Origin of the sequence: Pseudomonas benzenivorans, from assembly GCF_024397895.1 — a bacterium.
Lineage (GTDB): Bacteria > Pseudomonadota > Gammaproteobacteria > Pseudomonadales > Pseudomonadaceae > Aquipseudomonas > Aquipseudomonas benzenivorans_A.
Genome location: NZ_CP073346.1, coordinates 2,540,046 through 2,561,594, shown reverse-complemented (window position 1 = coordinate 2,561,594; position 21,549 = coordinate 2,540,046). Strand labels below are relative to the sequence as shown.

Annotated in this window: 20 protein-coding genes; 15 read left to right on the top strand and 5 right to left on the bottom strand. The window is 64.9% G+C overall.

Annotated features, from left to right (window positions below):
- Positions 1-137: 137 nt before the first annotated feature.
- Both KDW96_RS11970 and KDW96_RS11965 read right to left on the bottom strand, forming a co-directional pair.
- Positions 138-1,439: a DUF1329 domain-containing protein gene (locus KDW96_RS11970; RefSeq protein ID WP_255836482.1), complete on the bottom strand. Its 1,302-nt coding sequence runs from the start codon at positions 1,437-1,439 to the stop codon at positions 138-140.
- Position 1,440: 1 nt separating this feature from the next.
- Positions 1,441-1,755: a hypothetical protein gene (locus tag KDW96_RS11965; RefSeq protein ID WP_255836481.1), complete on the bottom strand. Its 315-nt coding sequence runs from the start codon at positions 1,753-1,755 to the stop codon at positions 1,441-1,443.
- 143 nt (positions 1,756-1,898) lie between these two features.
- On the opposite strand from KDW96_RS11965, the gene KDW96_RS11960 reads away from it, so the two are divergent.
- Entirely contained in the window at positions 1,899-2,393 is a 495-nt protein-coding gene (locus tag KDW96_RS11960; RefSeq protein ID WP_255836480.1) for a winged helix-turn-helix transcriptional regulator, read from the top strand.
- 145 nt (positions 2,394-2,538) lie between these two features.
- Here the strand turns inward: KDW96_RS11960 and KDW96_RS11955 are convergent, their stop codons facing one another.
- The gene (locus KDW96_RS11955; RefSeq protein WP_255836479.1) at positions 2,539-3,525 is read right to left on the bottom strand and encodes a LysR family transcriptional regulator; all 987 of its coding nucleotides are present in this window, start codon (positions 3,523-3,525) and stop codon (positions 2,539-2,541) included.
- Between the two features lie 176 nt (positions 3,526-3,701).
- On the opposite strand from KDW96_RS11955, the gene gtdA reads away from it, so the two are divergent.
- Genes gtdA through maiA form a run of 3 tightly spaced genes read left to right on the top strand, consistent with a single transcriptional unit; the run spans position 3,702 to position 6,161 of the window.
- On the top strand, positions 3,702-4,757 hold the full coding sequence (gene gtdA / locus KDW96_RS11950) for a gentisate 1,2-dioxygenase (RefSeq protein ID WP_255836478.1): 1,056 nt from the start codon (positions 3,702-3,704) through the stop codon (positions 4,755-4,757).
- Between the two features lie 15 nt (positions 4,758-4,772).
- The gene (locus KDW96_RS11945) at positions 4,773-5,471 is read left to right on the top strand and encodes a fumarylacetoacetate hydrolase family protein (protein ID WP_255836477.1); all 699 of its coding nucleotides are present in this window, start codon (positions 4,773-4,775) and stop codon (positions 5,469-5,471) included.
- Positions 5,472-5,516: 45 nt separating this feature from the next.
- Entirely contained in the window at positions 5,517-6,161 is a 645-nt protein-coding gene (maiA, locus tag KDW96_RS11940) for a maleylacetoacetate isomerase (protein ID WP_255836476.1), read from the top strand.
- An 84-nt stretch (positions 6,162-6,245) separates the two neighbouring features.
- Here the strand turns inward: maiA and KDW96_RS11935 are convergent, their stop codons facing one another.
- Positions 6,246-7,139 carry a LysR family transcriptional regulator gene (locus tag KDW96_RS11935; protein WP_255836475.1) on the bottom strand — a complete coding sequence of 298 codons (894 nt, stop codon included), beginning with the start codon at positions 7,137-7,139 and terminating at the stop codon, positions 6,246-6,248.
- 196 nt (positions 7,140-7,335) lie between these two features.
- Here KDW96_RS11935 and KDW96_RS11930 point away from each other — a divergent pair, with 196 nt between their 5' ends.
- The 9 genes from KDW96_RS11930 to KDW96_RS11890 all read left to right on the top strand — a co-directional run bounded on the left by KDW96_RS11930 (position 7,336) and on the right by KDW96_RS11890 (position 17,149).
- The gene (locus tag KDW96_RS11930) at positions 7,336-8,745 is read left to right on the top strand and encodes an APC family permease (protein ID WP_255836474.1); all 1,410 of its coding nucleotides are present in this window, start codon (positions 7,336-7,338) and stop codon (positions 8,743-8,745) included.
- A gap of 47 nt (positions 8,746-8,792) precedes the next feature.
- Entirely contained in the window at positions 8,793-10,154 is a 1,362-nt protein-coding gene (locus KDW96_RS11925; protein WP_255836473.1) for an aminotransferase class III-fold pyridoxal phosphate-dependent enzyme, read from the top strand.
- A gap of 133 nt (positions 10,155-10,287) precedes the next feature.
- The gene (locus KDW96_RS11920; RefSeq protein ID WP_255836472.1) at positions 10,288-11,742 is read left to right on the top strand and encodes an aldehyde dehydrogenase family protein; all 1,455 of its coding nucleotides are present in this window, start codon (positions 10,288-10,290) and stop codon (positions 11,740-11,742) included.
- Between the two features lie 188 nt (positions 11,743-11,930).
- Positions 11,931-12,185: a BufA2 family periplasmic bufferin-type metallophore gene (gene bufA2, locus KDW96_RS11915; protein WP_255836471.1), complete on the top strand. Its 255-nt coding sequence runs from the start codon at positions 11,931-11,933 to the stop codon at positions 12,183-12,185.
- A 224-nt stretch (positions 12,186-12,409) separates the two neighbouring features.
- Complete coding sequence (locus tag KDW96_RS11910; RefSeq protein WP_255836470.1) at positions 12,410-13,324, top strand: HD-GYP domain-containing protein; 915 nt, start codon at positions 12,410-12,412, stop codon at positions 13,322-13,324.
- Between the two features lie 220 nt (positions 13,325-13,544).
- Positions 13,545-14,390 (top strand): MNIO family bufferin maturase, encoded by an 846-nt coding sequence (bufB, locus tag KDW96_RS11905; protein WP_255836469.1) that lies wholly within the window; start codon positions 13,545-13,547, stop codon positions 14,388-14,390.
- Entirely contained in the window at positions 14,381-15,166 is a 786-nt protein-coding gene (locus KDW96_RS11900; RefSeq protein ID WP_255836468.1) for an HvfC/BufC N-terminal domain-containing protein, read from the top strand. The genes bufB and KDW96_RS11900 overlap by 10 nt, the downstream gene beginning before the upstream one ends.
- 81 nt (positions 15,167-15,247) lie before the next feature.
- Positions 15,248-16,432 (top strand): C17 cyclopropane fatty acid synthase CfaB, encoded by a 1,185-nt coding sequence (gene cfaB, locus KDW96_RS11895; protein WP_255836467.1) that lies wholly within the window; start codon positions 15,248-15,250, stop codon positions 16,430-16,432.
- A gap of 129 nt (positions 16,433-16,561) precedes the next feature.
- Entirely contained in the window at positions 16,562-17,149 is a 588-nt protein-coding gene (locus tag KDW96_RS11890; RefSeq protein WP_255836466.1) for a LysE family translocator, read from the top strand.
- Here the strand turns inward: KDW96_RS11890 and KDW96_RS11885 are convergent.
- Positions 17,131-17,985, bottom strand: a complete 855-nt coding sequence (locus KDW96_RS11885; protein ID WP_255836465.1) for an AraC family transcriptional regulator — start codon at positions 17,983-17,985, stop codon at positions 17,131-17,133. The two genes, KDW96_RS11890 and KDW96_RS11885, sit on opposite strands and share 19 nt — an antisense overlap.
- Before the next feature lie 122 nt (positions 17,986-18,107).
- On the opposite strand from KDW96_RS11885, the gene KDW96_RS11880 reads away from it, so the two are divergent.
- The gene (locus KDW96_RS11880) at positions 18,108-19,862 is read left to right on the top strand and encodes a sensor histidine kinase (RefSeq protein WP_255836464.1); all 1,755 of its coding nucleotides are present in this window, start codon (positions 18,108-18,110) and stop codon (positions 19,860-19,862) included.
- Positions 19,863-19,930: 68 nt separating this feature from the next.
- Positions 19,931-21,274 (top strand): sigma-54-dependent transcriptional regulator, encoded by a 1,344-nt coding sequence (gene mifR, locus KDW96_RS11875; RefSeq protein WP_255836463.1) that lies wholly within the window; start codon positions 19,931-19,933, stop codon positions 21,272-21,274.
- Positions 21,275-21,549 lie beyond the last annotated feature (275 nt).

Here is a 21,549-nt window from a genome sequence, read left to right as displayed (position 1 = left end):
GCAGATGCCGCCGCCACTCGTTGCCGGGCGCAGGGAAAACCAGACGGCGTTTCACCCTCGAATGGCGGTTGGCGACTCATCGGTGGTACTGCGCTTTAACCCGATGAGTCGCGCCGCCATCAGTCGTCGAGGCCGACCTACTTGACTCCCATACGGCGCAGCGCAGCAGGCTGGAACTCACTCTTGGAGGTTCTGACGCCAAACTGGATGGGATGCTGGGCATCTACCAGCAGGCCGTAAATCAGGTAGCGCGAGCTGTTCAGGTCGTAGATCGCCTCGCCGGCATACCAGGGCACGTCGGCGTAATGGAATTGCACGTGGAAGCCTTCGGATACGCGCCACAGTTCACCGCGGTTGTCGTATTGCTCGGCCAGGGCGATCTGCCAGGTGTCCTCATCGAGGTAGAACACGCGCTTGCTGTAGATGTGACGCATGCCGGGCTTCAGTTTGCCGACCACTTTCCACACCCGATGCTTCTCGTACCGGGTCAGGTTCTGATTGACATGGCCCTTGCTGGCGACATCGGCGACCGTAAGCGATTGGTCGGTCAGGCGGAAGTTGTTGTAGGGAATGTAGATTTCCTGCTTGCCTTCCAGCGTCCAGTCGTAGCGATCCGGCGAGCCGATATACATGTCGGCGTTATCCGAAGTGCGCAGACCGTCCGCCGCAGTGCCGGGGCCGTCATAGGCAACCTGCGGCGCGCGCCGCACCCGGCGCTGACCGGCGTTGTACATCCAGGCCAGGCGCGGCTGTTCCACCTGGTTGACGGTTTCATGAACCAGCAGAATGTTGCCGGCAAGGCGTGACGGAGCGACCACGGCCTGGCGGGCGAAGAACAGGACGTTCTTGTCATCGACCTCATCATAGCCATCGAGTTTTTCCGGCCAGGCCCCCTCCTCTTTCATCCTGACTTCGCTGAAGCTGCCATTGGCCTGGGTGATGACCTGCAACTGATCGCGGACCAGGCTTCCCCCCCGGTAGCGCATGAAATGGTTCCAGATGGCCTCGACGCCATTCTTCGGCGCTGGGAAGGGGTAGTAGCCCTTGTAGCCCTCCACCCCGTTGCCGTCGGCACTCAACTTCGCGTGGCGCGCGTTATACCTGGCGGCCTCCAGCACTGACTCAGGTAGCGCAGCGGTGCGGTGGGTCGGATAGACATTGATAAAGTAGCTGTCCGGGTAGCGCTGCAGCATGGCGACCTGGCCATCGGTGAGATGACCCTTGTGCGCCTGGTAGTTTTCAGGGGTGATGCGCAGCAGCGATGACTCACCGGCAAAGGGATCGGAAAGTTCGGAGCCGGATACTTTGAGGCCACCGGTCCAGGCGGGGATCGAGCCGTCGGCGTTGGCCGCCACTTCAGCGCCCAGCGCGGTCAGTTCCTGGCCATGGGCAGACACGCACCCCAGCAACAACAAAGAAAGCAGAATATTTTTCTTCATATTATTTAGCCTGCAGTTCGTCAATTTTAGCGGCGGCCAGTTTCAGGTAGGTCGGACTGATGCCGCCTGATATCTGTTGGGCATAGGAAAACCAGCTGTAGGCGAATTGCGCATGCTGCATGGCAAGCTGCTTATCGCTGTTTGCAGCACTCAGGTGGCACTCGCCGGCGGTGATGGCCATGCTGCTGCTGATCAATTCCTTATCTATCTCATTGGTCAGGCAGGCTTGTTCGAGCTGCTCTTGACTTGCGGAGGCGTAGCCCGCCAGGCACGTCATGACGACGGCCACCAGGCTGAGGTGCAACATTCTGCTCATGTCGATCGCTCCAAAATTTGACTTGCGGCGCATTGGGTTCCATGATGAAACCATCAACAGCCTAGGTTCGATTATAGAACCTGTCAAGACGTTTCCGAGCTTGATTAATTCCCTTTATTTTTCAGAGTTTTAGGTGTTTGTTTATGGAAAGAGTGAGCTTTGAAGCACGAAATTGCTCGCTGGCACGGTCTCTCGACGTCCTCGGCGACTGGTGGAATGTGCTGATCGTCAGGGAGGCGCTATGGGGCGCGACCAAGTTTGATGACTTCCAACGCAATCTGGGCATGTCCAAGAGCATCCTTTCCAAGCGGTTGAAATTGCTTCTCGAACATGAGGTTCTGCAGAAACAGAACCGCGGTGGCAGCGTCGATTACTACCTCACGGCAAAAGGTCAGGAGATCAACACGATCATCATGGGCATGCTGCAGTGGGGGGACCGCTGGTATCCCCACACCGAGGGACCGCCGGTCGTGCTGATAAACAAGAAAACCGGCTCGCCACTGGCGCACGTAAAGTTTTGTGACCAGGACGGTCAGGAGGTGAGCCTGGAAGACATTGGCGTCTGCGCCGGTCCGGGGGCCAATGCGGAGACGCGTGAGCGGATTCGCCTGGTACACCTGAAGCGCGCCATGGACTAGCCGAGCCCATTCGCGGGGCCGCGGTCGAACGAAGCAGGCGAAGCGGCGCCGCCGCGCGCGGGCGTCCGCAACAGCGCAATTGCCCGCGCCTGAATGCGGTGGCTATCGCGCTCAACTCTCGGGCGGTTTTCTGCGTGCTATTCGCCTAGGTCGTCAAGCTATCGGAGGGCGAGTCTTCGTTGCCAGCCGTGTCGGAGTTCGCCTGGGGTACACCGGTGGCCGGCAAGCGCGCGGCTTCACGCAGGCTTTCCAGCAAGTCGTCCACTACTGGGTCCTGATGCGGCTCGTCGCGCCAGCACATGCCGAGCATGCCTTCGCCATCCAGTTCGAAGTCGAGAATCTTGACCAGTCCGCGCCCGGTGAAGTGCTCGGCCACCCGCCCGGAGACCGCCGACAGCATGTTGCTGCTCTGCAGCAACCACAGGTTGGCCATCAACGAGGTGGACTCGACCCGGCAGGACAGGGGTTTGAGCCCGGCGCTGCTGAGCGCCGCATCGAGGCGGCTGCGAATGGGCGTGCCTTGTGGCCAGAGCACCCAGTCCTGGGCCTGCAGGTCTTGCCATTGAAGCTGCTTGCGGTTGGCCAGGCAGTGTCCGGGGCGCGCGACGATGCGCATCGGCTCACGCTGAAGCATCTCGCTGTGCAGGCTGGTGCGCGGCTGATAATTGTCCAGGCGACCCACCACTACATCCAGCTCGCCCTGCTCGAGCTTCTCCAGCAGGGTGTTCATGGTGTTTTCCTGCAGCTCTACCCGACCCCTGGGGTGGCGGCGAAGAAAGGCCATGACCGCGTCGGGAACCAGACTTGGCGCCGCCGCCGGGGAGGTGCCGAGGGCGACCTGGGGCGCGCCAAATTCCTGCAAGGCCGCCAGATTATGCTGCGCCCGCTCCATTTCGCTGAGGATGCGTCGTGCGTGGTTGAGCAGCAATTGCCCCTCGGCGGTGGGCTTGAGGCCGCGGGCGTGGCGCTCGAACAGCGTTGCGCCGACATCCTCTTCCAGCTCCTTGAGCCATTTCGAAAGCCCGGGCTGGGTGGTGTGGGCAACGCGTGCGGCCTCGCTGAGGCTGCCGGTTTCGCTGAGGATGGTCAGCAGGTTCAGGTGATGCAGGCGCAGGCGGCGAGTCCAGTTCATGGCTTAATATACGATTAATGATATGGATGCATATCAAAATATCATTATTAGTATATGTGTTCGAGTTGAATAATCCTCCCCACGAACGCACTGCGCTTGCAGCCAAGCCGGTGCTTCGGCGGCCGAGCGCGACGCGCAGGCAGACGATCAACTTGTTTGCATGAGGGGGATGAAGAATGGACAGCCACGAGACCATTGGCGCCTCACGGACAGACTTCTATCGCCGCATCGATGCCCACGCATTGTTTCCGCTCTGGGAGCAGCTCCACAGCCTGGTGCCGGCGCAACCGGCTGCCAACGGCGTGGCGGCCCTCTGGCGCTATCGCGAGTTGCGCCCCTTCCTGATGGAGGCCGGTGAGCTGATTACCGCGGAGGAAGCGATCCGTCGGGTGCTGGTGCTGGAAAACCCGGCGATCCGCGGTCAGGCGTCGATTACCCCTTCGCTGTACGGCGGCCTGCAGCTGATCCTGCCGGGCGAGATCGCCCCGAGCCACCGCCACAGTCAATCGGCCCTGCGTTTCGTGGTCGAGGGACGGGGCGCCTATACCGCGGTCGACGGCGAGCGGACCACCATGGAGCCGGGCGATTTCATCATCACCCCCTCCTGGACCTGGCACGACCACGGCAACCCGGCGGTCGTCGAGGGCGGTGAGCCGGTGGTGTGGCTGGATGGCCTGGACATTCCGCTGGTGCGCTTCTTCGGCGCCACCTTCGCCGAAGATGCCGAACAGGCGGTACAGCCGTTGACTCGCCAGGAAGGTAACAGCATGGCTCGCTATGGCATGAGCCTGCTGCCGGTGCGGCAGCAGAGAAAGTCCCCAACTTCGCCGATCTTCAACTATCCCTACGCCCGCACCCGAGAGGCCCTCGACACCTTGTTGAGGCAGGGCGAAGTGGATGCCTGGGACGGCGTCAAATTGCGCTACGTCAACCCGACTACCGGCGGCTGGGCCATGCCGACCATCGCCACCTTTATGCAGATCCTGCCACGCGGTTTCCGCGGACAGACCTATCGCAGCACCGATGCCACCGTGTTCTCCGTGGTCGAGGGCAAGGGCAGCGTGAGGATCGCCGGTGAGCGTTTCGAATTCCAGGACAAGGACACCTTCGTGGTGCCGAGCTGGGCTCCCGTGAGCTTCCAGACGGATGAAGATTGCGTGCTGTTCAGCTACTCCGACCGCCCGGTCCAGGAAGCGCTCGGCATTCTGCGCGAGCTGCGCGAACCCCAGTGACAGGAGGAGAAGACCATGACTTATGTATTTCCACCGCAGGCCCCGACCACGCTCCCAGTCGTCGGCAGCGACCAACAGTTTCCGGTGCGCCGCGTCTATTGCGTAGGGCGCAACTATGCGGCCCACGCCATCGAGATGGGTTTCGATCCAGACCGTGAGCCACCGTTCTTCTTCTGCAAGCCCGCCGATGCCGTGGTCGGCGTGGCCCATGGTCAGACGCTGGAGCTGGCGTATCCGACGCAGACCCGCAATTACCACTATGAGATCGAACTGGTGGTGGCCATCGGCAAGGCGGGGCATGACATTTCCCTGGAGCAAGCCGAATCCCACATCTTCGGTTATGCCGTGGGGCTGGACATGACCCGTCGCGACCTGCAGATAAAGATGCGGGAAATGGGCCGACCCTGGGAGCTGGGCAAGGCCTTCGACGCCTCGGCACCTATCGCACCGCTGTATCCGGCGGCGCAGGTCGGCGCGCTCAAGGACGCCGGTATCTGGCTGCAGGTCAACGGCAGCGATAAGCAGCGCAGCGACATCGCCAAGCTGATCTGGTCGGTGCCGGAGACCATCTGCTACCTGTCGCGATTCTTCGAGCTGCAGCCCGGCGACCTGATCATGACCGGCACACCCGAAGGCGTGGGTGCGGTCGTCCCGGGCGACCTGATGGTCGGTGGGGTGGATGGCCTTGGGGATATCCAGGTGCGCGTGGTGTAAGGCGCAGTCCGTCAGGGCGGACTTATCGAATGGGGGAAGCAGGCCATGCAGCTCTACAGCTTTTTTAACAGTTCCACCTCCTACCGGGTGCGCATCGCGCTGGCGCTCAAGGGACTGGATTATGACTACCACGGCGTGAACTTGCGCGGCGGCGAGCAGTACAGCGCAGACCATCGTGAGCGCAGCCCGATCGGCGGCGTACCGGTGCTGATCAGCGAAGACGGCGCCGAGCTGACCCAGTCGCTGGCGATCATCGACTACCTGGATGGCCGTTATCCGCAGCCGCGGCTGATACCGCTCGAGCCGCCAACGCGGGCACGCGTGCTGGAGATCGCCTGTCTGATTGCCGTCGACATCCACCCGATCAACAACCTGAGGGTGCTCAACTACCTGAAGCGGGAGTTCGACAGCTCGCCCGAGCAGCAGAGCGCCTGGTACGGGCACTGGGTGGCGGAGGGCCTGGGTGCGGTGGAGCAATTGCTGCAGCGCCAGGGCCAGGTCGGCCCCTACTGTCTGGGCGACACCCCGACCCTGGCCGATTGCTGCCTGGTGCCGCAGGTGGCCAATGCCCAGCGCATGGGCTGCGACCTGCAGGCGTACCCGCGAGTGATGGCGGTCTATCAACACTGCCTCGCGCAACCGGCATTTCAGGCGGCGGCGCCGGCCAATCAACCCGACTTCATCGGTTAGTCGGCGACGCGCAGGATCGGCCATCCGCCCGCTGGATTCGCCGCTTTGCGCGCACCCCTGCCAGGGCCCGGCACAGTACCCGGACTAGTGCCCGCGGATATGTTCCAGCAGCCAGCTGGTCGCGGGGCCGAGTTCCGAGCCGACGCGTTGAACCACAAAGGCGGCGAGCGCTTCGCCGGCCACGGGAAGGGCTTCGAGTTGCAGGGCGACGAGTGATCCCTCGTCGATGTGCGGGCGGGTGAGGTTCGCCGGCAAACTGCCCCAGCCCACACCGGACCGGATCAGCTGCAGTTTCATCTGGATATCGGACACGCGCCAGCTGTTGGAGGAGAACACGTTGAAGTCGCGGCCGCTGGTGAAGTTGCTGCGGTCGGACAAGACGATCTGCGGATGATCCCGTAGCGAGTGGGTGGAAATGCGCCCGTCGACTTGGGCCAGTGGGTGACCAGGGGCCGCCACCACCTGGGTATCGATGGATGACAAGGCATGGCCGATAAGTCCGGCGGGAACTTCGGGGAGGGTGGCGAGAATACCGAGGCTACAAGTTCCGTTTAGCACCAGATCGGCAACGCCGCCGAGCGAGTCGGAATAAATGCGCAACGATACTCCGGGGAACTGTCGATTGAATTCATAAAAAATGGAGCATAGGGGGGCGAGCGGAAAAACCAAGTCGCTGACAATTGAAACTTCGGCCTCCAGTCCGGCGGACATTGCCCGCGCGTGCGTCTTGAGTCGATCAGTTCTGGCGATAATTTCCCTGATTTCGCCCAACAGTGTCTTTCCGGCGGCGGTCAATACCGGCCGATAACCGCTTCGATCAAAAAGTTCAACATCCAGTTGCGACTCAAGTGTCGATATTGAGTAGCTGACGGCCGACTGTGCGCGCCGTAGACGCCTGGCGGCGGCGCCGAAACTGCCTTCCTCGACGATGGTTAACAACACCCGCAATTGATCGAGGGAGAGGCTTTCAATGTTCATGGGTGTGCCTGTCACTGCATCTAAAAATTAGATCATCTTAGACAGAAGGTTGGGCGTATTCAAGCGAAGGTAATGCCCTTAAAACATTCCCTACTGGGATGGAACGCGCGGGTAAGGAACTAAGTAGGCGAAACACAACACGTTGCAGTTATTGGCAACTGCCAGGGTGTCACGACGATAACAATGAGGTGTGCAGATGAGCGACAAGAACTATGAGTTAAAAAGAAACTCAATTGGCCCCATGCAATTGGTGTGTTTCGTCATTGCGGCTGCCGGGCCGTTGGCCGCGACGGTCGGCGCATCGCCGGCCGCCTTTTCCTTCGGCAACGGTCTGGGCGTGCCGGCGGTCTACGCCTTCGTCGGTCTCATGTACCTGATCTTCAGCATCGGCTTCATGGCTATGAGCAAGCACGTCAAGAGCGCCGGCGCCTTCTACAGCTATGTGGCACTGGGTCTGGGCAACGCCTCGGGAATGGGTGCGGCCTTCGTCGCGGTGGTGACCTATACCACGGTGCAGTGCGCGATCTACGGCCTGTTCGGTTTGATGCTGGAGGAAATGCTTTCCGGCCCGCTCGGGGTGCAGGTTTCCTGGTGGGTGTATTCGTTGGGCGCGCTGTTCCTGGTGCACCTGTGCGGCAGCCGCAACATCGACTTCAACGCGAAACTGCTGCTGGTCCTGATGGCCGGTGAAGTGGCCTCGCTGCTGCTGTTCGACCTGGTCGCGCTGGTGAGTGCGGATGGCCACGCCGAAGTGGTCCGCGAAGTGTTTTCCGCGGACAACATCTTTTCACCTGGACTCGGCATCACCATCATCTTTGCCGTGACCTGTTTCCTCGGCTTCGAAGCCACCGCCATCTATGCCGAGGAGGTCCGGAATCCGGAAGTCAACGTGCCGAAGGCCACTTATATCTCGGTCATCGTCATTGCCCTGGTCTACACCCTGAGCACGGCGTCCCTGGTGCTCGGTTACGGTGTGAATGAGGTGGTGGACGCAGCCAAGAATGCACCGGCCAGTTTCGTCTTCGACATCAATACCGCCTATGTCGGCGAATTCTCCACGCGGGTCATGAGTGTGCTGTTGGTGACCAGCCTGTTTGCCGCGCTGTTGTCGTTCCATAACGCCCTGGTGCGTTATTACCACGCGCTGGCAAAAGCCGGGGTATTGCCGAAGAAGTTTGCCGAGGTGAACCCGGTTCATCAGATTCCGACCAATGCCGGCGCGCTGCAATCCATTACGGCACTGTTGCTGGTGGGTGGTTTCGCGGCGTTGCAGCAGGATCCCTTCGCCGTCCTCTATTCGTGGATGAGCACCATTTCAACCATCGGCCTGTTGTTTGTTCAGCTCCTGGTGATGGTTGCGGTCATTTGTTACTTCCTGAGAAACGCGCATCAGGTGTCGATTCGCCGCGGCCTGCTGGCCCCGGGCCTGGCAGCGCTCTGTTTGCTCGCCTGTCTGGTCCTGGTCATTGCCAATCTCGACCTGTTGAGCGGTTCGGAGTCCTGGGTCGCGTATTCCTTCCCGGTGCTGATCGCGATCAGCTGGTTGGCAGGCTACCAGTTGGCCAAGTCGGGAGTGCGTCTGGGTGAACAGGAAGTCGGTGTTTAACACCTGGCGGATCAACACATTGATAGCTGCTGAACCGGAGAATGAACATGAAAGCGCTCAATAAAGCATTTATTCGCGACAACAACACCAAGTATCAATGGCACTCCCATACTCAGCCAGGACGCGACAAGGACTGGAGGCCGATCGTTATCGCCAGGGGCGACGGCTGTCATGTCGAGGATATCGACGGCAACCGCTACGTCGACGGCCTGGCCGGACTGTGGTGCGTGAACGTCGGGCATAACCGCCAGGAGATCAAGCAGGCGATCGCCGACCAGCTCGATCAGATCGAGTACTACGCCTCCTTCCTCGGCACCACCACGCCGCCGTCGATCGAACTGTCGAAGAAGCTCATCGAGATGACCGCCCAGGAGGGTATGGACAAGGTGATCTTCTCCTCCGGTGGCTCGGACGCCGTGGAGAACGCCCTGAAGATCGCCCGGCAGTACTGGCGCGTGCAGGGCAAGGGCGAACGCACCAAGTTTCTTTCGCTCAAGCAGGGCTATCACGGCATCCACATCGGCGGCGCCTCGGTGAACGGCAATACCTTCTTCCGCAGCAACTACGAGCCGCTGCTGCCGGGCTGCTATCACGTGGCGACGCCCTGGCTGTACCACAATCCCTGGACCCAGGACCCGGAGGAGCTGGCGGCGATCTGTGCCGACCTGCTGGAGCGGGAAATCGTCTTCCAGGGCCCGGAGACCATTGCCGCCTTTATCGCCGAGCCGGTCCAGGGCGCTGGCGGCATCATCATCCCGCCGGCCAGCTACTGGCCGAGGGTGCGCGCGATTTGCGACAAGTACGGCATCCTGCTGATCGCCGACGAAGTGGTGACCGGTTTCGGCCGTGCCGGGGAAATGTTCGGGGTGCGCGCCTGGGGCGTGAAGCCGGACATCATGACCCTGGCCAAGGGGATCTCCAGCGGCTACATCCCCCTGGGCGCCACCGTGCTGAGCGAGAAGGTCACCTCGGCCTGGGAGAACAGCACCTCCGATGCCGGCATTCTGACCCTCGGCTACACCTACGGCGGCCACCCGGTGGCCTGCGCGGCGGCCCTGGCCTGCCTGGACATCACAGAGAAGGAAGACCTGCCGGGCAATGCCAAGCGCCAGGGCGAGCGCATGCTGTCGGCGGTCAAGCACTTCGGGACGACCTACAAGTCGGTGGGGGACGTGCGCGGCATGGGCCTGATGGTCTGTCTCGAGCTGGTGAGCGACAAGAAGACCAAGGAGCCGGTGGACGAGGGATTCGTCCAGCAACTGGCGAGCAAGGTGATGGAGGCCGGGGTGATCATCCGTCCGGCCGGCGGGAAGCTGATCGCCTCGCCACCCCTGGTGATCAACGATGCCGAGTGCGACAAGATCGTCGAGGCGCTCACCTATGCCTTCGATGCCCTGGACCGCCACTGAGGTGCGGACCCTGTGCCGCTGATGCGGCCGATCGGGAGTGCCGCCGAGACCACTCAGGCACTCCCCGACTCACCTGCGAACGGCACCCGGCAGATGCCGGGTGCCGTCGCCCGAATACCCTGTGGAGTTATCGATGAGCACGAACAAAGCCTTGCACTGGATAGGTGGTGAGTGGCTGGACTCTGGCACCACCCGAGCGTCCTACAACCCGGCCAACGGGGAGCTGCTCGGGACCTATGCCGACGGCGGTGAGGACCAGGCTCAAGCGGCGATCGCGGCCGCCAAGCAGGCCTTCGCCGAGCCCGCATGGAAGAGCAACAGACAACTGCGGGTGAAGGTCCTCAACGACCTCGCCGATGCCTTCGAGCTGTATGCCAATGCCCTGATCGATCAGCTGTGCCTGGAGAACGGCAAGACCCGGCCCGAGGCCACCTTCGAAGTGACGATGGTGCCGAACAAGCTGCGCTACTACGCCTCGCTGGTCAGAACCGACTACGGTCGGGCACTCGACGCGGTGCCCGGCAAGTTGTCGATTCTGCTGCGCGAGCCGATCGGCGTGGCCGGCATCATCGTGCCGTGGAACTCACCGGTGGTGCTGCTGGTGCGCTCCCTGGCGCCGGCGCTGGCGGCTGGTGCCACGGTAGCGGCCAAGATGCCGGGCGAGACGGCGCTGACCAATGCCCTGATTGCCCGGGTGATCGCCGAAGTACCGTCGCTGCCGACCGGAGTGATCAACCTGTTTACCGAGTCCGGCGCCGAGGGCGCCAAGTACCTGGTCGATTCTCCCGATGTGGCGGCCATCAGTTTCACGGGCAGCACCCAGACCGGCCAGGCCATCGCCCAGGCCGGCAGCAAGACCCTGAAGCGCCTCAGCCTGGAGCTCGGCGGCAAGACACCGATCATCCTGCTGGACGACGCCGACGTGGACGCCTTGCTGCCGGTGCTTGAGAAGTCGGTAACCGTGTTCGCCGGGCAGTTCTGCATGACCGGTTCGCGCCTGCTGGTGCACCGTTCGCTCGAGGGCCGGGTGCTGGACCTGCTGGCCTCGCGGCTGGCGCAGGTCAAGGTCGGCCCCGCGAGCGATCCGAGCAGCGACATGGGGCCGATGATCAACCAGGCGGCGGTCGAGCGGGTCGATGGGCTGGTCGAGCAGGCCATTGCCCAGGGCGCACAGGTCATCTACCGGGGCGGCCATCCAGAGGCGGGCAGTCATCCCCAGGGCGCCTTCTACCGTCCGGTGCTGCTCAAGGTGTCCGATCCCGATGCGGCCATCGTGGCCAACGAGACCTTCGGCCCGGTCATGACCGTGCAGGTATTCGACTCGGACGAGGAGGCGATTCGCCTGGCCAACCACAGCGCCTACGGCCTGGCCGCCAGCGTCTGGAGCCGCGATATCGATAGGCCGCTGCGCCTGGCCCGGGCGCTGGATGTCGGCACCGTGTGGGTCAACGACTGGGCCTGTGTGCACGACGAGTTCGAGGAGGGCGGCACCAAGATGTCCGGTCTCGGCCGCCTCAACGGTCCCTCGGCGATCGAGCACTTCACCGAGTTCAAGCACATCAATCTGAAACCCGGGTTGTCCGCCTGATCCACCGGCGGGCAGCACGGTCGAATGCTGCCCGCCGCCCGCCGCCCGCCGCCCGCCGCCCGCCGCCATAGCGGGGCGAGCATTTTTTCGCCGGCCTGTAACGCCGGCCGCAGCCCGTCCTCTAGTTCTGTACCGATGGCCCACACCGAGGTGTCATCGGCTCAATCAGACTATTCGAGGATCACTCCATGAATACCAAGACAGCCGCCACCGGCGCCGCCCTGGCCTTTGCTGCCGCCACCCTGTTCGCTGGCCTGACCAGCACCGTTGCCGTCGCCGAGGAGGCCCAGATCCATTGCTATGGCGTCAACGCCTGCAAGGGCCAGAACGACTGCAAGACCGCCAGCAACGCCTGCAAAGGGCAGGGATCGTGCAAGGGCCAGGGCTTCAAGACCATGACCCTGGCCGAGTGCAATGCCGCCAGGGGTAAAGTCGGCGAGTGACCGCGGCGGGGCCGGCCGTGTCGGCCGGCCCTCCGGGCAAGCAAACAACTATTCCCCATTCCCCATTCCCCTAGGGACGAGTCTATGGCACCGGATCGTCGTGATTTCTTCACCCTGGCTGCAGGCGGGCTGGTTGCCTGCACCTGGTCTTCCGATATGCCCTAGTGCCTTGCGGACGTACGAGCGACTAGGCTGTCTGCAGCGCCTTGTCCGGGGAGTCCGTTATGGGATTGCTGAATTTCTTGCACCGCACCCTCTGGGGTGGTGCCGGCCTGCCAAGCGGTGGCGAAACGCAGGCGCAACTGCTGGCCAGCCTGCTGGCACTGGCCTGGGTGGTGGAGGCCCGCGATCCCTACACGGGGGGGCACCTGTGGCGCGTTTCGCGGTTTGCCGAGTTGCTGGCTCGAGAGGCCGGTCTGGGCGAGGGCGAGGTCGCCCAGATCAGTCTCGGCGGCTTTCTCCATGACCTCGGCAAGATCGGCATGCCGGACGCGATCCTGAACAAGCGGGCGAGTCTCAGCGATGACGAATATGCGGTGATCAGGACCCATCCGGAGGTGGGCTTTCGCATGCTGCACGGGCACCCCTTGGCCGCGCTGGTCGGCGACGCGGTGCGACTGCATCACGAAAGGCCGGACGGACGCGGCTACCCACTGGGCCTCAAGGGCGGCGAGATTCCGCCGATGGCGCGGATCGTCGGCATTGGCGATGCCTTCGATGCAATGACCAGCAGCCGCCCCTACCGGGTCGGAATGGCAGTCGACGAGGCGCTGAGCATCATCGAGAGTAACCTCGGCCGGCAGTTCGACGCCGAACTGGGGGTACGCTTTATCCAGCTGGGCCGGGCCGGAAAGCTCGACCACATCGTCGGCCACAGCGACCTCGGCATTCCCCTGCAGACCTGCGTCATGTGTGGGCCAACCTTGGTGCAGCGCCGCGATCAGCGGGCCGGCGAGTGCCTCTACTGCCGCTCCTGCGGCGGTGAATATCGCCTCGAAGCCGACGCCGATGGACGTCTGCTGGCCACGCCCACCGGCGTTCGCGGCAGCCCGGCCGACCTTGCGCCGCAGGCCGATGAGCAACTGATCGGCGAGTTGGTACAGGACTCCGCACGGCCGCTACGACAGCTGGCGACTTGAGTGCGCTGCGGAGCTGATCGGGCCTCGCCACCAGGCGCCCGTCAACGCCGGTGTAACGCCGTCGCTTGTGCCCACTCTAATCGCTGAGTAGGCTCCGCCGCCGTTGTACGGCGCCGACGCACTGAGCGAGTGCAGCGAGGCCGGCGGTACGGTCGGCGAGTGACCCTCATCGGGTGGCCCCTGCGGGGCCGTCCATGTTTTGCAAGGAGAGGAGGCGGGCATGCCCAATGATGCAGCCTGCCTGGGTTTCGGCCTGGGCCTGCGCACCCCTTACTACCAAGAGATTCTCGAGCAGCGGCCGGCGGTCGACTGGTTCGAGGTCGTTTCCGAGAATTACCTGGTGGAGGGCGGCAAACCGCTCTACTACCTGGAGGCCATCGGCGAACATTACCCGTTGGTAATGCACGGCGTGTCGCTGTCGATCGGCGGTCCCCACCCGCTGGACCGCGACTACCTGCAGCGCCTCAAGCGCCTGGCGGATCGGGTGCGTCCGGCCTGGATCTCCGATCACCTGTGCTGGAGCCGTGGCAGCGCCCATCAGCTGCACGACCTGCTGCCGCTGCCGTTCACCGAGGAGAGCCTGCAGCACGTCGCCGCGCGGGTGCGCCAGGTGCAGGAGGTGATCGAGCGGCCGCTGGTGCTGGAGAATGTCTCCAGCTACCTGCGCAGCGCCGACGACCAGTTCAGCGAATGGCAATTCCTCGCCGCGCTGACCGAACTGACCGGCTGCGAACTGTTGCTCGACGTCAACAACGTCTACGTCAGCGCCCGTAACCATGGCTTCGATCCCTGGGACTTCATCAGCGGCCTGCCGGCCGAGCGCATCCGCCAGTTGCACCTGGCCGGACACAGCGACTATGGCAGCTACCTGATCGACACCCACGACCAGCCGGTCAGCGACCCGGTCTGGCAGCTCTATGGGCGCACCCTGGGTCTGCTGGGCCCGGTGGCGACCCTGCTGGAGCGCGACGACCATTACCCGCCGCTGGCGCAGTTGCTCGACGAATTGAGCAAGGCCCGCGCCGTGGCGGCCGCGGTTCTGGAGGCCGAATCACCATGCTTCTGAACGACTGGCAGCGGCAGATCGAAAACTACCTGTTGGGCAGCGATGCGCAGGCCAGTCCGGCGCTGCGCGGCAGCCTGCGCGGCAGTCCGGCACTGGATGTCGATCAGGGGCTGGCGATCTATCACAACGCCTACCGGGCGCGTCTGCTCGAAGCCTTGCGCGGCGATTACGGCGCGCTGCACGGCTGGCTCGGCGACGAGGAGTTTGACGCCCTGGTCCAGGCCTATGTCGACGCCCATCCGTCCCGCCACTTCAGCCTGCGCTGGCTGGGCGATCGCCTGGCCGACTTCCTCGACGGCTACCTGGTGCCGCAACAGGCCGCGCCCCTGGGCGAGCTGGCGCGTCTGGAGTGGGCCTTCACCCTGGCCTTCGACGCGCCGGCCGGCGAGCCCCTGACCCTGGAGCGGATGGCCAGCCTGGCGCCGGAGGAGTGGCCGGCCCTTCAGGTGCGCCTGTTGCCCAGCGTGCAGTGGCAGGTGTGCCGCTTCAACAGCCTGGCGATCTGGCGGGCGCACAAGGGGCAGGAGGCGTTCCCCGGCAGCCTGGCGCTGCCCCAGGCCCATGTCTGCCTGATCTGGCGCCAAGGCCTGGTCAGCCACTACCGCAGCCTGAATCCCGAGGAGGAGCGGGCCCTGCAGGGCATGGTGAACGAGGGCTGGAACTTCGCCGAGCTGTGCGAGCAGCTCAGCGAGCTGGGCGACAACGCGCCGCTGCAGGCCGCCAGCTGGTTGCGCCAATGGCTCAGCGAGGGGCTGCTGCAGCGGCATGGCGGTTAGCCAGCTTTCGGGGAACCGATGGTCTGACAGGCGGGTCTTCTGAACTACTCTTTCCACTGATGTGGAGAGGAGGGAGGTGCCATGCTCGCGTATCTGCCGGCAAATCTGCGTGACCTGCAACTGCCCCTGCGTTTGCGCCTGTGGGATGGCAAGCAGATCGATCTCGGGCCAGAGCCACGGGTCACCCTGGTGGTCAAGGACCCGAGCCTGGTGACGCAGCTGGCCCATCCGAGCCTGGATGCCCTGGGCGGCGCCTATGTCGAGGGGCGCATCGAGCTGGAAGGCCCGATCAGCGAAGTGATCGAGATCGGCGATGCCCTCAGCCAGGCGCTGATCGGCGATGAGGCACCGGTCGAGCCGGACTTCCAGCCCCACGACAAGGACACCGATGCCGCCGCCATCAGCTACCACTACGACCTGTCCAACGACTTCTACGGGCTCTGGCTGGACCGCGAGCTGATCTACTCCTGCGCCTATTTCGAAACCGGCACCGAGGATATCCATCAGGCGCAGCAGGCCAAGCTGCGTCACCTGTGCCGCAAGCTGCGCCTGCAGCCGGGCGAGCGCCTGCTGGATGTCGGCTGCGGCTGGGGCGGGCTGGCGCGCTTCGCCGCCCGCGAGTTCGGCGTCGAGGTGTACGGCATCACCCTCAGTCGTGCGCAGCTGGATCTGGCCCGTCAGCGGGTAGCCGCCGAGGGCCTGGAGCGGCAGGTGCAGCTGGAGCTGCTGGACTACCGCGAACTGCCCCAGGACGGTCGCTTCGACAAGGTGGTCAGCGTCGGCATGTTCGAGCACGTCGGCCACGCCAACCTGCCGCTGTATTGCCAGCGCCTGTTCGGCGCGGTGTGCGACGGCGGCCTGGTGATGAACCACGGCATCACTGCCAAGTACACCGACGGCCGCCCGGTGGCCCGCGGCGGCGGCGAGTTCATCGAACGCTATGTGTTCCCCGAGGGCGAACTGCCGCACCTGGCCACCATCACCGCGCGGATCAGCGAGGCGGGCCTGGAGGTGGTCGATGTGGAGAACCTGCGGCTGCACTACGCGCGCACCCTGGAGCACTGGAGCGCACGCTTGGAGGACCAGTTGGAGCAGGCCGCGCAGCTGGTGCCGGAGCAGGCCCTGCGCATCTGGCGGCTGTACCTGGCCGGTTGCGCCTACGGCTTCGCCCGGGGCTGGATGAGCCTGCACCAGATTCTCGCGGTCAAGCCCCGCGCCGACGGCAGCCACGACCTGCCCTGGACCCGCGCCGACCTGTATTCCTGAGCGGCGGCAAGCCGCGACTTTCCCCGGCCTGGCTCAAGCCGGGACCGGGGAAGGGCATTTTTCTTCAATACCGCGACCTGCAACGGCGTCAGTCTGCAGCCTCCTTCTGACGACAGTTGTAGGTGCATGATGACTATCCTGCTTTCCATGGCGGCCTTCGCCCTGGCCGCCTCGATTTCCCCCGGTCCGGTCAATCTTGTGGCGCTGAGTGCCGGCGCCCGCTATGGCCTGCGCGCCAGTCTGCGCCATGTGACCGGGGCGACCCTGGGCTTCACCCTGTTGCTGTTGGCCATCGGCCTGGGCCTGCAGCGGCTGCTGAGCCAGTGGCCCCTCCTGGAGGCGTTGATCCGCTGGTCGGGCGTCGCCTTCCTGCTGTACATGGCCTACGGCCTGGCTCGCGATGATGGCCGTCTGAACGGCGGCAGCGCTCAACAGGCACCGTCGCTGTTCGGCGGCGCGCTGATGCAGTGGCTCAATCCCAAGGCCTGGCTGGCGTCCCTGGCCGGCATGGGCGCCTACGCGGCGGGGGGGGAACTCGGGCTGATCGGCCAGTTCGCCGCCCTGTATTTCGTCATCTGCTTCCTGTCCATCGCCAGTTGGGCCTATGCCGGGGCCCTTATGGGCCAGTACCTGCAGGCACCGCGGCGCATGCGCCTGTTCAATCGCGGCCTGGCGCTGCTGCTGGTGGCTTCGGCGGCCTATCTGCTGGCGGCATGATCGCCGGCCCGGCGGTATTGCCCGGGGGTGGCGGCGAGCAGCTGCTTGAAGGTGCGCTGCAGGTGCGCCTGGTCGGCGAAGCCGGCCGCCAGCGCCACCTCGGCGATCTCGCCGCCACGCCTGAGCCGGGCCTGGGCGTACTGGATGCGGCTGTTGATCAGGTAGGCATGGGGGGTCATGCCGTAGCGGCGGCGAAAGCTGCGGCTCAGGTAGGAGGGGGAGAGGCCGGCCGCGGCGCAGATCGCCTCCAGCTTCAGGGGTTCGGTGCAGTGGGCGTGGATGAAATCGGCGGCCAGCTCGAGGCGCGGATTGTCGTCGCGGCGCCTGGCGGGCGCCGGCTGCAGGCGCTGTTGCAACTCGTCGAAGAACGCCAGCAGGGCGCAGTGCTTGCCCAGGGTGTCGGCCTGCGGGTCGGTGAGCAGGCGATACAGGCCGGTCAGGCCGGCGTAGAGCCCGGGATCCTGGTTGAGGATGGCCGAGAAGGGCTGCCAGCCATGATTGCGGTTGAAGCCCAGCTGGTGTTGCAGCTCGGTCAGCCAAGCCGCGTCGACATAGAACATCTGGTAGGACCAGGGCTGGCCCTCGATGGGGTTGCAGGCGTGCACGTCGCCCGGGTTCATCAGCACCAGGGTGCCGGCGCCGATCCGCTCTTGCGCCCGCTCGTTGAGGTAGGTGCTGCGGCCCCGGGTGATGGCGCCGATGGAGAAGGTCTCGTGGGCGTGCTTGGCGTAACACAGCTGGCGTCCATCCAGCACGTCGCGGGCCTCGATGAACGGCAGTGCCGGGTCGCGCCAGAAGCGTGGCGTGCCTGCCTGATTCGTCTGTGTCATGGTCATTCGCCTGCCGGCCGCTCCTACTTTTCCGACTATAGCGCTGACGCTCCACGGCACAAAGCAGCGCCTGCAACAGGCGGCGCATTGCCTTACCATGCCGGCATCGTTCCGAGCACGAGCCGTGCATGCCCACCTTTTTCCTGCGCTACCGCGTCGTTTTCATCGTGTTGCTGATCCTCTGCGGTCTGCTCGCCAGTACCTGGCTGGCCGGTCACTATGCCGAGCGGCGCGCCTGGGAGGAGCGCAGCAGCGAGGCGCGCGGGCAACTGCAGCTGTACGCGCAGTCGCTGCACACCCTGGTCGAGCGCTTTCGTTCGGTACCCGAGGTGCTGGCCCTGGACAGCGATATCAAGTCGCTGTTGCGCGCGCCGGCCGATCGGCCGCTGCGCGACCGCCTCAATCGCCGCCTGGAGCAGCTCAACGCCGCCGCCGGCTCCAACGTGCTGTACCTGCTCGATCGCCGCGGCGACACCCTGGCGGCGAGCAACTGGAGCGAGTGGAGCAGCTTCGTCGGCAACAACTACGCCTTCCGGCCCTACTTTCAGGACGCCCTGCGCCAGTCGGCTGGACGCTATTTCGCCGTCGGCGTGACCACCGGAATCCCCGGCTACTTCCTTTCCCACGTGGTGCGCGACGACGACGGCGGCGTGCTCGGGGTGCTGGTGGTCAAGCTGGAGCTGGACGAGCTGCAGCGCGAATGGGCCGCCCAGCCCGGCGTGCTGCTGGTCGCCGACGGCTATTCGGTGGTGATTCTCAGCAGCCGTCCGGGCTGGCGTTTCAGGGTGCTCGGCGAACTCGACGACGGCGACCGCGCCGAGCTGGTGGAGGTGCGCAAGTACGCCGAGCAGGCCCTGCAGCCGCTGCCCAGCGTGCTGCGTCGGCGCATCGACGAGGGTGCCGAGTGGCGCCGGGTGGAGGGGCCGGACGGCAGCCGCGACTACCTCTGGCAGAGCCAGACCCTGCCGGAGGAGGAGTGGACCCTGCACCTGCTGGTCGAGCCGCAGAGCCTGGTCGACAGCGTGCGCAGCTATCGCCTGGCCGCCGCCGGGGTGTGGATGACCCTGGCCTTCCTCCTGCTCTACCTCGCCCAGCGGCGCAACAACCAGCGCCTGCAGGCCGGCATCCGCGAGCGCCTGGAGCGAGAGGTGACGCTGCGCACGGCGGAACTGCGCGAGGCCCAGGAAGGCCTGGTGCACGCGGCGAAGATGGCGGCCCTGGGGCAGATGTCGGCGGCCATGGCCCATGAGATCAACCAGCCGCTGACCGCCATGCAGATGCAGCTGGGCAGCCTGCGCCTGCTGCTCGACAGCGGCCGTCAGGATGATGCGCGCGAGGGCCTGCAGCGCATCGACGGTCTGTTGCAGCGCATGGCGAAGCTCACCGGCCACCTCAAGACCTTCGCCCGCAAGAGCCCGGCCGGCCTCAGCGAGCGCCTGCGCCTGAGCGAGGTGCTGGAGCAGGCCCTGTTGCTGCTGGCGCCGCGCCTGCGCAACGAGCAGGTGGAACTGCGCCGCGAAGTCGACGCCGGCGTGCAGGTGCTGGGCGACGCCATTCGCCTCGAGCAGGTGCTGCTCAACCTGTTGCATAACGCCCTGGACGCCATGGCCGCTGTGGACAAGCGGGTGCTGAGCCTGACGCTGCGGCGCGACGGCGACTGCTGCCGGCTGGAGGTGGCCGACAGCGGTGGCGGCATTGCCCGCGAGCACCTGGATCAGGTGTTCGAGCCCTTCTTCACCACCAAGCCGGTGGGGCAGGGTCTGGGCCTGGGGCTGGCGGTGTCCTACGGTATCGTCCGCGAACTGGGCGGCAGCCTGGAGGCGGGCAACCGCGGCGACGGCGCCCTGTTCAGCCTGCGCCTGCCCCTGGCTCCGACGTCCTAGGCAGACGGCGGCGGCTTCGGTCGCTGCGCCTTGCGCGATACACTGGGGCCGTCGAGAGAGGAGGTGGCATGAGCGGTCAGGTGATAGTGGTCGATGACGAGGCGGCGATCCGCGAGGCGGTGCAGCAGTGGCTGGAGCTGTCCGGTTTTCGCGTGCAGAGCTGCGCCAGCGCCGAGCAGGCCCTGGCCCTGGTCGACCGCGACTTTCCCGGCGTGGTGGTCAGCGATGTGCGCATGCCCGGCAGCGATGGGTTGCAGCTGCTCGACAAGCTGGTGGCGCTGGATCGCGACCTGCCGGTGATCCTGGTCACCGGCCACGGCGACGTGCCGATGGCGGTGCAGGCCCTGCGCCAGGGCGCCTACGACTTCATCGAGAAGCCCTTCACCCCCGAGCGCCTGCTCGACAGCGTGCGCCGCGCCCTGGACAAGCGCCGCCTGGTCTGCGAGAACCGCCAGCTGCGCCAGCAGTTCGCCTTCAAGGACAGCATCGAGGGGCAGCTGCTCGGTGTGTCCAAGCCGATGGAAAACCTGCGCCGGCAGATCCTCGAGCTGGCCGCCACCTCGGTCAACATCCTCATCCGCGGCGACACTGGCAGCGGCAAGGAGCGGGTCGCCCGCTGCCTGCACGACTTCAGCGCCCGCGCCGGCAAACCCTTCGTCGCCCTGAACTGCGCGGCGATTCCGGAAAACCTGTTCGAGAGCGAGCTGTTCGGCCACGAGAGCGGCGCCTTCACCGGCGCCCAGGGCAAGCGCATCGGCCGCATCGAGCATGCCGACGGCGGCACCCTGTTCCTCGACGAGATCGAGAGCCTGCCGCTGGCGCAACAGGTCAAGCTGCTGCGCGTGCTGCAGGAGAAGACCCTGGAACGCCTCGGCTCGAACAAGAGCATCCGCGTCGACCTGCGGGTCATCAGCGCGGTCAAGCCGGACTTGCTGGACGAGGTGCGTGCCGGGCGCTTTCGCGAGGACCTGTATTACCGCCTGAACGTGGCGACCCTGCGTATCCCGCCGCTGCGCGAGCGGCGCGAGGACATCCCCCTGCTGTTCGAGCACTTCGCCCGCCAGGCGGCCCAGCGCAACGCTCGCGAGGCGCCGGCGCTCACCCCGGGCGAACTGGCCAGGCTGCTCGCTCACGACTGGCCGGGCAACGTGCGCGAACTGATCAACGCCGCCGAGCGCCACGCCCTGGGCCTCAGCACGACGGAACAGGAAGGCGGCAGCCTGTCGCTGGCCGAGCAGATGGAGGCCTTCGAGGCCCAGTGTCTGCACAACGCGCTGCAGCGCTGCCAGGGCAATATCACCCAGGTCATGGCCCTGCTGCAGCTGCCGCGGCGCACCCTCAACGAGAAGATGCAGCGGCACGGCCTGCAACGCAGCAGCTACCGGCCGGCGGGCAGCCCGGACGACGAATAGGCAAGTTTCCGCCTATCTTCGGGTCGGTATAGGCGCAAATCTGCTCACTGCGTCCAGGTAATCTGGGCTGTACCGCTCTATCTCGGGGCTTATGTGCTCTGGCACGGCATCTGCAATGTTCTTTGTCAGCCATGCGCCGCTTCGGCGCGGGTGACCATAAGAAAGACAAGAGGTCTGCCGATGAACCGCCACTGCCCCAATGCGAGCCTGGCTCGCCCCGCCGTTCTCCGTCAGCTCTTGCGCGCCAGGCTCAGGCCCGGTGCCGGCAATCGCCG

Bases quoted from the DNA above. Each gene is read 5' to 3' on its own strand.
- KDW96_RS11970 (WP_255836482.1), bottom strand. From the start codon at position 1,439: ATGAAGAAAAATATTCTGCTTTCTTTGTTGTTGCTGGGGTGCGTGTCT.
- KDW96_RS11935 (WP_255836475.1), bottom strand. From the start codon at position 7,139: ATGAACATTGAAAGCCTCTCCCTCGATCAATTGCGGGTGTTGTTAACC.
- KDW96_RS11885 (WP_255836465.1), bottom strand. From the start codon at position 17,985: ATGACCATGACACAGACGAATCAGGCAGGCACGCCACGCTTCTGGCGC.
- bufB (WP_255836469.1), top strand. From the start codon at position 13,545: ATGCCCAATGATGCAGCCTGCCTGGGTTTCGGCCTGGGCCTGCGCACC.
- KDW96_RS11890 (WP_255836466.1), top strand. From the start codon at position 16,562: ATGACTATCCTGCTTTCCATGGCGGCCTTCGCCCTGGCCGCCTCGATT.
- KDW96_RS11955 (WP_255836479.1), bottom strand. From the start codon at position 3,525: ATGAACTGGACTCGCCGCCTGCGCCTGCATCACCTGAACCTGCTGACC.
- bufA2 (WP_255836471.1), top strand. From the start codon at position 11,931: ATGAATACCAAGACAGCCGCCACCGGCGCCGCCCTGGCCTTTGCTGCC.
- KDW96_RS11965 (WP_255836481.1), bottom strand. From the start codon at position 1,755: ATGAGCAGAATGTTGCACCTCAGCCTGGTGGCCGTCGTCATGACGTGC.
- gtdA (WP_255836478.1), top strand. From the start codon at position 3,702: ATGGACAGCCACGAGACCATTGGCGCCTCACGGACAGACTTCTATCGC.
- KDW96_RS11930 (WP_255836474.1), top strand. From the start codon at position 7,336: ATGAGCGACAAGAACTATGAGTTAAAAAGAAACTCAATTGGCCCCATG.
- KDW96_RS11910 (WP_255836470.1), top strand. From the start codon at position 12,410: ATGGGATTGCTGAATTTCTTGCACCGCACCCTCTGGGGTGGTGCCGGC.
- KDW96_RS11925 (WP_255836473.1), top strand. From the start codon at position 8,793: ATGAAAGCGCTCAATAAAGCATTTATTCGCGACAACAACACCAAGTAT.
- maiA (WP_255836476.1), top strand. From the start codon at position 5,517: ATGCAGCTCTACAGCTTTTTTAACAGTTCCACCTCCTACCGGGTGCGC.
- KDW96_RS11945 (WP_255836477.1), top strand. From the start codon at position 4,773: ATGACTTATGTATTTCCACCGCAGGCCCCGACCACGCTCCCAGTCGTC.
- mifR (WP_255836463.1), top strand. From the start codon at position 19,931: ATGAGCGGTCAGGTGATAGTGGTCGATGACGAGGCGGCGATCCGCGAG.
- KDW96_RS11900 (WP_255836468.1), top strand. From the start codon at position 14,381: ATGCTTCTGAACGACTGGCAGCGGCAGATCGAAAACTACCTGTTGGGC.
- KDW96_RS11920 (WP_255836472.1), top strand. From the start codon at position 10,288: ATGAGCACGAACAAAGCCTTGCACTGGATAGGTGGTGAGTGGCTGGAC.
- KDW96_RS11880 (WP_255836464.1), top strand. From the start codon at position 18,108: ATGCCCACCTTTTTCCTGCGCTACCGCGTCGTTTTCATCGTGTTGCTG.
- KDW96_RS11960 (WP_255836480.1), top strand. From the start codon at position 1,899: ATGGAAAGAGTGAGCTTTGAAGCACGAAATTGCTCGCTGGCACGGTCT.
- cfaB (WP_255836467.1), top strand. From the start codon at position 15,248: ATGCTCGCGTATCTGCCGGCAAATCTGCGTGACCTGCAACTGCCCCTG.